Origin of the sequence: Mycobacterium sp. (genome assembly GCF_035603715.1) — a bacterium.
Lineage (GTDB): Bacteria > Actinomycetota > Actinomycetes > Mycobacteriales > Mycobacteriaceae > Mycobacterium.
The window spans coordinates 1-9327 of record NZ_DATNJW010000088.1; the positions used below are offsets into that span (position 1 = coordinate 1).

At 67.0% G+C, this 9327-nt stretch carries 10 protein-coding genes; 6 read left to right on the plus strand and 4 right to left on the minus strand.

Annotation, left to right across the window (positions count from 1 at the left end):
- Nucleotides 1-386: 386 nt before the first annotated feature.
- The gene (locus VN856_RS03715; protein ID WP_325686258.1) at nucleotides 387-1298 is read left to right on the plus strand and encodes a class I SAM-dependent methyltransferase; all 912 of its coding nucleotides are present in this window, start codon (nucleotides 387-389) and stop codon (nucleotides 1296-1298) included.
- Nucleotides 1299-1309: 11 nt separating this feature from the next.
- Entirely contained in the window at nucleotides 1310-2230 is a 921-nt protein-coding gene (locus VN856_RS03720; RefSeq protein WP_325686260.1) for a class I SAM-dependent methyltransferase, read from the plus strand.
- On the opposite strand, the gene VN856_RS03725 is transcribed toward VN856_RS03720, so the two are convergent.
- Nucleotides 2222-3544 (minus strand): xylulokinase, encoded by a 1323-nt coding sequence (locus VN856_RS03725; RefSeq protein ID WP_325686262.1) that lies wholly within the window; start codon nucleotides 3542-3544, stop codon nucleotides 2222-2224. The genes VN856_RS03720 and VN856_RS03725 overlap by 9 nt on opposite strands.
- A 21-nt stretch (nucleotides 3545-3565) precedes the next feature.
- Between VN856_RS03725 and VN856_RS03730 the strand changes: the two genes are divergently transcribed.
- Both VN856_RS03730 and VN856_RS03735 read left to right on the plus strand, forming a co-directional pair.
- On the plus strand, nucleotides 3566-4546 hold the full coding sequence (locus tag VN856_RS03730) for an NAD(P)-dependent oxidoreductase (protein ID WP_325686264.1): 981 nt from the start codon (nucleotides 3566-3568) through the stop codon (nucleotides 4544-4546).
- The gene (locus VN856_RS03735; protein WP_325686266.1) at nucleotides 4543-5199 is read left to right on the plus strand and encodes an L-fuculose-phosphate aldolase; all 657 of its coding nucleotides are present in this window, start codon (nucleotides 4543-4545) and stop codon (nucleotides 5197-5199) included. Before VN856_RS03730 ends, VN856_RS03735 begins: the two co-directional genes overlap by 4 nt.
- On the opposite strand, the gene VN856_RS03740 is transcribed toward VN856_RS03735, so the two are convergent.
- Nucleotides 5175-6050 (minus strand): helix-turn-helix transcriptional regulator, encoded by an 876-nt coding sequence (locus VN856_RS03740; RefSeq protein ID WP_325686268.1) that lies wholly within the window; start codon nucleotides 6048-6050, stop codon nucleotides 5175-5177. The two genes, VN856_RS03735 and VN856_RS03740, sit on opposite strands and share 25 nt — an antisense overlap.
- A gap of 74 nt (nucleotides 6051-6124) precedes the next feature.
- Here VN856_RS03740 and VN856_RS03745 point away from each other — a divergent pair, with 74 nt between their 5' ends.
- The gene (locus tag VN856_RS03745) at nucleotides 6125-6799 is read left to right on the plus strand and encodes a class I SAM-dependent methyltransferase (protein WP_325686270.1); all 675 of its coding nucleotides are present in this window, start codon (nucleotides 6125-6127) and stop codon (nucleotides 6797-6799) included.
- Here the strand turns inward: VN856_RS03745 and VN856_RS03750 are convergent.
- On the minus strand, nucleotides 6796-8010 hold the full coding sequence (locus VN856_RS03750; protein ID WP_325686272.1) for a zinc-dependent alcohol dehydrogenase: 1215 nt from the start codon (nucleotides 8008-8010) through the stop codon (nucleotides 6796-6798). The two genes, VN856_RS03745 and VN856_RS03750, sit on opposite strands and share 4 nt — an antisense overlap.
- Complete coding sequence (locus VN856_RS03755) at nucleotides 8007-8783, minus strand: SDR family NAD(P)-dependent oxidoreductase (RefSeq protein WP_325686274.1); 777 nt, start codon at nucleotides 8781-8783, stop codon at nucleotides 8007-8009. Before VN856_RS03755 ends, VN856_RS03750 begins: the two co-directional genes overlap by 4 nt.
- 131 nt (nucleotides 8784-8914) lie before the next feature.
- Here VN856_RS03755 and VN856_RS03760 point away from each other — a divergent pair.
- On the plus strand, nucleotides 8915-9327 hold a 413-nt coding region (locus VN856_RS03760; protein ID WP_325686276.1), incomplete at its 3' end, for a class I SAM-dependent methyltransferase.

Below are 9327 nucleotides of genomic sequence, written 5' to 3' on the forward strand. Positions count from 1 at the left end.
GATCTTCCGTCTCAGGTCGACTGTTCGCAGCGATGAGATGAAAGCCGAAAGCACTCTATCCTCCTGCGCAGCCGGTCTCTGTTCGCGGCGTGCCTACTGGCTGGCGTATCCAGCACTGAATGTCCTGCATGGTCCTGTGTCGCGCGCCGAGCACATGCAGGCCAGGACGTGTTCAGGCGCGCGTCAGACAGTCTACGAGACTAACAGCGCACGCAGCGCCGTCCTGCAAACGGGTGGGCTGCGCACAGAATCGATGCCCACGCCGTTGCCTGCTGCGCTTACCCGCTGGACAGCCCGCACACAGCGACGAGGCGTAAGGTTTCATTGGCTCTTTACCTTGGCTAAATATCAAAGGACTACAGCTGGGTGTTGACGGAAGGGTGATTATGACGCGCAGTGATACCGACAGTTGGGATCTGGCCTCGAGCGTGGGCGCCACGGCAACGATGGTGGCGGCGGCCCGTGCGCTGGCCTCCCGGGACACCGACCCGATCATCAATGACCCGTTCGCCGCTCCCTTGGTGCGTGCGGTGGGCATCGACTTCTTCACCCGCGTCGTCGACGGGGAGATCGACCCGGCCGACACCGGCGAGAACGGCACCGCGGAACTGCAGACCGAAACCGACTCATTGGCGGTCCGGACGCGGTTCTTCGACGAGTTCTTCACCGATGCGGCGACGGCGGGCATCGAACAGTCCGTGATCCTGGCCGCCGGCCTGGACTCCCGGGCCTACCGGCTGAACTGGCCGGCCGCCAGTATCGTCTACGAAGTCGACCAACCTCAGGTCGTCGCCTTCAAGACCGAGACCATGGCAGAACTGGGTGCCGAGCCGACGGCGGAGCGCCGCACGGTCAGCATCGACCTGCGCGAGGATTGGCCGGCCGCATTGCGCGACAGCGGTTTCGACGACACCAAACCGTCGGCCTGGAGCGCCGAGGGACTGTTGATGTATCTGCCACCCGACGCACAGGACCGACTGTTCGACTACATCACCGCGCTCAGCGCGCCGGGCAGCCGGATCGCCACGGAGTATCACCCGGACAACGGGTCGACGATGGCCGAGCGCGGCAAGGCGATGAGCGATCGGTGGGCAACTATCGGCTGCGACGTCGACTTGTCCGGATTGTTCTACGAGGGCGAGCGCAACAACGTCGCCGACTACCTCACCGAACGCGGCTGGGACGTGCTCGCCCGCAACCGCCGGGACCTGTTCGGCGAATACGGCCGCGTCTACCCGGGTGACGACGCGCTCGCCGCGTTCCGAAACATCGTTTCCCTCACCGCAACTCGCAGATAGGAAGTCTTCAGATGACCACAAGCGACAGCGGACGCCATGACGGCGACAGCTGGGACCTGGCGTCCAGCGTGGGCGCCACCGCCACCGCGGTGGCCGCCCGACGCGCGATGGCGTCCAAAGGCCCCAACCCCCTGATCGACGATCCCTTCGCCGAGCCATTGGTCAACGCGGTCGGGGTCGAAGCCTTCATCAAGATGATGAACGGCGACATCGAACTCACCGACGATGATCCGGCCTTCACCTCACAGCGGCTTGCCGAGGGGATGGCGGTTCGAACCCGGTTCTTCGACAACTTCTTCACCGATGCCGCCAAAGCCGGTGTGCGCCAAGCCGTCATCCTGGCGGCCGGGCTCGACACACGCGCCTATCGGCTGCCGTGGCCGTCGGGAACCCTGGTCTACGAGATCGACCAGCCGCAGGTCATCGAATTCAAAACGCGCACGCTGGCCGATCTTGGGGCGACTCCCACCGCCGACCGCAAAGCGGTGGCCGTCGACCTGCGCGACGACTGGGTAGGCGCCTTGCGCGACATCGGGTTCAACACCGAGCGCCCGACCGCCTGGATCGCCGAAGGACTGCTGGGTTACTTGCCTCCGGACGCGCAGGATCGGTTGTTCGACACCATCACCACGCTCAGCTTCAGCGGCAGCAGAATCGGCACCGGCTATGTTCCGGACATCCGCGATCGAATCGCCAAGCGTGGCAACGAGATCAGCGAACGCTGGCGCCGACTAGGGCTGAACGTGAACTGGGCCGATCTGGTGTACGACGGCGATCGCAACGACCCCGCGGAGTACCTGGCCGCCCGTGGCTGGCAGACGACCGTGCACACCACACCAGAGCTGTACGCCGCCAACGGTTTTGAATTCCCGGATGCTCCCTCGATGGTCGCGTTTGGGGATATCAGGTACGTCTCGGCGGAGCTACCGTAACGACGCCAGCTCGATGAACCGGCGGTAGCGTTCGGCCACCGGGCCGGCCCAGGCCGGGCTGGGTTCGACCGCCCGTTCGACGGCAGCCCAGCGGGCCGCGTCGGTGAGCGCCGACTCCGCACCCACCGCCATCCGGGCCAGGAACGCGGCGCCCAGCGCGGCGCCTTCGGCCACTCCGGACACCTGCACCGGCCGACCGGTGGCATCGGCGATGGCCTGCATCCAGGGTTGGACCCGGGTACCGCCACCGGCGGCCACGATCCGCGACACGTTCGCTCCGCTCAGCTCGATGATCTGGCGGACGACGAAGCCGGATGCCTCGTAGGCGGCCCGTCGCAGTGCAGCCGCGTCGTGGGTGAGGTCGAGGCCGTCCAGCATCCCGCGACGGTCCGGGTCGTGGAAGGGTGTGCGTTCGCCGCGCAGATACGGCGACCACACCGGCACGCGCCGCGGGTCGGCCGCAGAAGGGTCGCCCGGTCCCAGGACGCGATCGACCCAGCCGAGAAACAGCCCGCCGGCATTGCTCGCGCCGCCGATCTGGCTCTTGCCGGTCATGGTCGGGATGGTCCACAGGCCCGGCACCTGACGCGCCTCGGGGACGGTGACCCACACGATCAGCGTGGTGCCACACAGCACCAGCACGTCGCCGTCGTCATCGGCGCCGGACACCATCTGCTCGCACAGCGCGTCGATGGCCCCGATCGCCAGCACCGCGTCGCCCACCCGTCCGACCGCGACGCCGGGAGCTTCGACCCGGGGCATCCGATCGACCGTGACACCGCGCTGCGCACACTCCTGCGCGTTCCAACCGGTGCCGTCGAACAGCGGCAGCCCCGTATAGGCGGTGGGAAAGTCGACGATCGCCTCGCCTGCCAGCGCGTAGTTGGCCACCGCCGGAGCCGGCCAGTAACCGGCCGCTTCGGGCGCCTGGGCCGCCGTCCAGCGCAGGAATTCGCCGACCTCGCCCACCGGGGAGGGTCCGTCGGTATCAGCATCGGCCACCCGGCCCCGGCCGTCGCCGTAGAGCAGCCCTGGTGTGATCGGCCGGCCGTCGGCGTCGACGGCAGTCAGCGACGGAACCATCGCCGACACCGCGACCGCCCGCGCATCCGGGCGCGCCAACTGGTTCAGCGCCGTCAGCGGGCCCCGCCGCCAGGCCTGGTCCGCGTTGTGCTCCAGCCGGTCCGGCGCCGGCACCCGCAACTCGTGCGGAATCCGTGCCCGCGCGACCACCCGGCCGTCCTCATCGGCGGCGACCGCTTTGACGGCGGTGGTGCCGATATCGATGCCGATTGTGACCTCTTTGCGTGACACGGGCGTCACCGTACGCCAGCATTGGCACTCGTGACCCGTGCTTTGGTGACGGCCCCGCTGCGTGGCGAAGGATTCGAAAAGCTGCGGCAGTTGGTCGATGTCGTCTACGACCCGTGGATCGACCAGACTCCGCTGCGCATCTATTCCGGCGAACAGCTCGCCGAGCGTATCTCCGCCGAAGGAGCCGATATCGTTGTGGTGGAGAGTGATTCGGTGAGCGGGCCGGTTCTCGACCTAGGCTTACGGGCTATCGCGTCCACCCGCGGTGACCCCAACAACGTCGACGTCGCGGCCGCGACCGCGGCCGGCATCCCGGTGCTGAATACGCCGGGGCGCAACGCGGATGCGGTCGCCGAGATGACGCTGGCCCTGCTCTTCTCCGCCACCCGTCAGGTGTTGGCCGCGGACGCCGACGTGCGGGCCGGCGAGGTGTTCCGCGACGGCAGCATTCCGTATCAGCGCTTCCGCGCGTGGGAGGTGGCCGGGCGAACGGCCGGGCTGATCGGCCTCGGCGCGGTGGGGCGCGCGGTCCAGTGGCGGCTGTCCGGCCTCGGCATGCGGGTGATCGCCTACGACCCCTACAACGACGACGCCAGACACAGCCTGGACGATCTGCTGGCGGAGGCCGACATCGTCTCGCTGCACGCGCCGGTGACCGCTGACACCACCGGGCTGATCGGCACCGAGCAATTCGCGGCCATGCGCGACGGCGTCGTCTTCCTCAACAGCGCCCGGGCTCAGCTGCATGACACCGACGCGCTCGTCGAGGCGCTGCGCACCGGCAAGGTAGCCGCCGCGGGCCTGGACCACTTCGTCGGCGAGTGGCTGCCGACCGATCACCCGTTGGTTGGGATGCGCAATGTTGTGCTCACGCCACACATCGGCGGAGCCACGTGGAACACTGAGGCGCGGCAGGCCAAGATGGTGGCCGACGACCTCGAAGCCCTGCTATCCGGTAGAACGCCGGCCCATATCGTCAACCCGGAGGTGCTCACCTCATGAGATTCGTTGACAATCCCCACGACGCGGTGCTTGCTGCGGCCAAAGACATGCTGCGCCGCGGGCTGGTCGAGGGAACCGCGGGCAACATCTCGGCCCGACGCGAAGACGGCAACCTGGTCATCACCCCGTCGTCGGTCGACTATGCCGACATGACGCTCGACGACCTGGTGCTGGTCGATCCGGATGGCGGCGTGTTGCATGCCGCCGAGGGGCGGTCGCCGTCGAGCGAGATGAAGCTGCACCTGGCTTGTTACCAGGCGTTCGACGACATCGGCAGCGTCATCCACAGCCACCCGGTGTGGGCCACCATGTTCGCGATCGCGCATCAGCCGATTCCGGCTTGCATCGACGAATTCGCCATCTACTGCGGCGGCGACATCCGCTGCAGCGACTACGCGGCATCGGCCACGCCCGAGGTCGGCTCCAACGCGGTGAAGGCCCTGGAAGGCCGGGCCGCGGCGCTGATTGCCAACCACGGCCTGGTGGCGGTCGGTCCCCGACCGGACAAAGTCCTGCACGTCACCGCACTGGTCGAGCGGACCGCTCAGATCGTCTGGGGGGCCAGGGCTCTCGGCGGCCCGGTCCCGATCCCGGACGATGTCAACGCCAACTTCGCCGGCGTGTACGGCTATCTGCGCGCCAACCCGATGTAGTCCCGCCAGCTACGCGGCGAGGTGCCGTGGGTTCGACGGAACAGCCGGCTGAAGTATCCCGGATCAGGTATCCCGACCCTGCGAGCGACTTCGGAGATGGGAATATCGCTCTCCGTCAACAACTTACGCGCCTCGGTCATTCGGCGTTCGATGATCCAGTCTTGCACGGTTCGGCCGGTGCGGCGCCGTACGACGGTAGTCAGGTGTCCGGGCGTCAAACCGACCTCGTCGGCCACATCGCGCAGCGACAGTGTCTCGCAGTGCCGCCGGTCGATGACGGCGAACACGTCGGCCAGCACCGGCTCACCGCTGCGCCTCAGGTCCCCGACCACGTCACCGGCCAGTCGCGCGAGATCAATCAGCAGCAGTGTGAGGTGCGCCAGCGCCGCCTGCTGGTAACCGTCTTGCCGTCCGGTGAGCTCAGCCTCGATCGACCGGATCGAGGAGTCCCACTGCGATTGAAGGGTTTTCGGCATGTCAAGGCGCAGCAGCCCGCCGGACTGACCGTGCAGAAAAGGAAACAGCAGCGGATGCGTCCGCCACGTCGGCCATGGCGATCGCCCATCCTCACCTAACGCGGCGGGGTCGAAGAGCACGCCGACGCCGCCGTCGATGTCGCTGAGCTGTACCGGGTCCAGCACCTCACCGGCGGCCACCACGTACACCGCTGCCGCCGCGGGGAGATACCAGAGCGCTGGGAAATCGTGAATATGCCGACCCAGGCCGCGTACTTGGTCGCCGTGCCGGATCACCGAGATCGGCGGCGTATGCGGATCGGTCCGGTACTGGTAGACCGGCACGCCGCCGCGGTGGCGGATCAGGCGGGTGGGCGTGTAGGTCGGACCTGGCATTGCACCAAAGATAGTCCTAGTTTGTCCGAAGATCGCTCAAATATGCTTGAGAATATTGACTGATGATGGTCAGTATGATCGAAAATAATCTCTATTCGCTCTTCCACCACAGTAATCGGCACGACTACATGCCCGCGGCCCAGCATGACGCCTTGCTGCCCGCATATGACTTGCTGTCCCGCGCGCTCGGTCTCCCCAAGGTCCACCGGTCGTTGATCGCCCAAGCCGAACTCGTCGATGGTCACCGTGTCCTGGAAATCGGTAGCGGCACCGGGAGTCTGACCATTCGCGCTAAGCGTTCGCATCCCGGAATCGACCTGATCGGGGTCGATCCCGACCCGTTGGCGTTGAGCCGCGCGCAGCGAAAGTTACACGGCATGACCGGAATTCGCTTCGATCACGGCTACGCCCAGAAATTGCCGTACGCCGATGCAGAATTCGACCGGGTGCTGTCGTCGATGATGCTGCACCACCTGGATAGCGGTGCCAAGAAGGCTGCGGCGGCAGAAGTCTTTCGGGTGCTGCGACCCGGTGGCAGGTTGCATGTCGTTGACGTCGATGCCGACGTGGCCGAGCACGACGGTCGGTTGGCCCGCTTCTTCGCCCGCCGCCGGCACGCCGCAGCACATTTCGGCGACTCGATTCCGCAACTGTTGAGCGAAGCCGGATTCGACTGCGCCGCGGTGGCCACCCGACGGCAGCCCGTCATCGGGCGTCTGATCTTCTATCGCGCCACCCGCCCGGCTTAACGCTGGTCGAAGGCCACCTTGACCGCACCACTGTCACCCTGGTTCGCGATGGCCAGAAACGCGTCCCGCCAGTGCTCGAGCGGGAAGGTGTGCGTCAACATGGGACGCAGGTCGATGTGGCCGTCGGCCACCAGGTCGAGGTAGTGCGCGATCGCGTGCTGGCGATGCCCGTCGACTTCCTCGACGCCGAATGCATTGCTGCCGACCCAGTTGATTTCCTTGAAGTACAACGGGCTCCACTCCCACCGGCCGGGGGCGTGCACGCCGGCCTTCACCAGCGTGCCGCGGGCGGCCAGGACCCGGACGCCGACCTCAAACGTCTCCGGCTTCCCGACGGTGTCGTAGACAACGTCGATCGCGCCCGGGTACGCCATCGGCAGCCCTTGCAGCGGCTGCCACAACCGGCCGCCGCCCCAGGCCACGAGTTCTTCGATGACGGCCAGCCGCGGCTCGTGCGCCAGCACGATCGAGGCGCCGAATCGGCGGGCCAGCTCGGCCTGGGTGTCGAACCGGGCCACCACCGCGACGGCCACGTCCGGATAGAGCGCCCGCAGGATCGCCAACGCGCACAATCCCAATGACCCGGCGCCGTAGACCAGGACCCGGCCTGAGCGCGGCGGCGGATGGCGGGTGATGGCGTGCAGCGACACCGAAAACGGGTCGGCGAAGACCGCCAACTCGTCGGGCAACGAATCGGGCACCGGGAACAACATGCTGTCGTGGGCCGGCATCAACTCGGCGTAGCCGCCGGTCACATCGGCCGAGACGCCGGTGTGGATCCCCGGTTTGATGTCGCCGTCACAGAAGCTCCAGCACAGGCTGTAGTCCCCGTTTTGACAGGCCGGGCAGGGCGGTTCGATGCCGCGCGGCCCGCAGGACAGCCACGGGTTGAGCACCACCCGCTGGCCCACCTCGAGACCGCGCGCCTTCGGTCCCAACTGCACGACGTCGGCGACCACCTCGTGGCCCATGACTTGCGGGAACGAACAGAAGGCGGCCATTGCGTTGTCGCCGTCGCCCTCGCCGAAGTCCAGCAGGATCTGCTTGGAGTCCGAGCCGCAGATGCCGGTCAGGCGAGGTCGAGTGATGACCCAATCATCGTGCAGCAGAGTGGGATCCGGTACCTGGCGCAGTGCGACGGGGCTGTGCGTCAGTGCGTCGTCGGGTCCGTCCAATGGCTCCGGCCGGACACCGAAGACCAGCGCCTTCATCGAGGTGCCATAGCGGCCGCGCCGGCTATGTAGGCGTCGATGTCGGCGTTCTTGGCGTCGACGACCGGTTGCATGTCCGGCAGGTAATGCTCGAAACGGTCCCCGCCCAGCGCCGCGATGATGCCGTCCGCGACGTCCTCGGCCGGCACCTTGGGTCCTTGGTAGAGCGGTTCCTCGCTGCCGGGCTGATCCCAGATCTCGGTGTCGACCGGCCCGGGTTCGATCAACTTGACCGAAACGCCGGTGCCGTGCAGGTCGACGGCCATTGATTCACTCCACCCGCACAGCGCGAATTTGCTTGCACAGTATGCGGTTTCGTGAACGATGCCCAGCCGTCCACCAACGCTGGACACGTTGACAACGACGCCGTGCCCGCGCTGGAGCATCCGGGGCAGAATCGCCAACGTCAGCCGCATCGGGGCGAAGAAGTTGACCCGCATGACCGCCTCGACGTCGGCCGGATCCAGCGCCTCGACCACCCGCCGCTTCGGTGTCGCGGCATTATTGACCAACACGTCGATGCCACCCAGGTCGTCCCAGGCGCGCAACCCGAACCGGTCGAGCGCGGCGGTATCGCCCAGATCGGCCACCCACATCGTCGACTCCGGCGAGGTTCGGCGGCAGTCAGCCAGCACCTCCGCCAAACGCTCCGATCGGCGGGCGACCAACCCCACCACCGCGCCGTGGCCGGCCAGCCGCCGGGCCAGCGCGGCCCCGATACCCGACGACGCCCCGGTGATCAGCACCCGCTTGCCCGCCGCTTCGAACGCCATGGTTACAGCGTTGCGGGAATGATTCGGCTTGACATGGGTTTCAGCAATATGCCTGTACAAGGGGCCAATTGAGTGCATGGTAGGCTCGTTATATTGGCTAAGTAATCACACAGTTTGCTGCAGGGGGAGCGATGGCACGCACCGACGACGACACCTGGGACCTCGCATCGAGCGTCGGCGCAACCGCCACGATGGTCGCCGCAGCCCGCGCCATGGCCAGCAAGGCCGAACAGCCACTGATCAACGACCCTTATGCGGAGCCGTTGGTTCGCGCGGTGGGATTGGACCTCTTCACGCGGCTGGCCACCGGTGAGCTGAACCCCGCCGACCTCGAGGATGACGGCGACGGCGCCCCGGGCGTGCAACGGATGACCGACAACATGGCGGTCCGCACCAAGTTCTTCGACGAGTTCTTCCTCGACGCGACCAACGCCGGCATCAGGCAGGCGGTGATCCTGGCGTCGGGGCTGGACGCACGCGCGTACCGGCTGCCCTGGCCCGACGGCACCACGGTGTACGAGATCGACCAACAGCAGGTCATCGA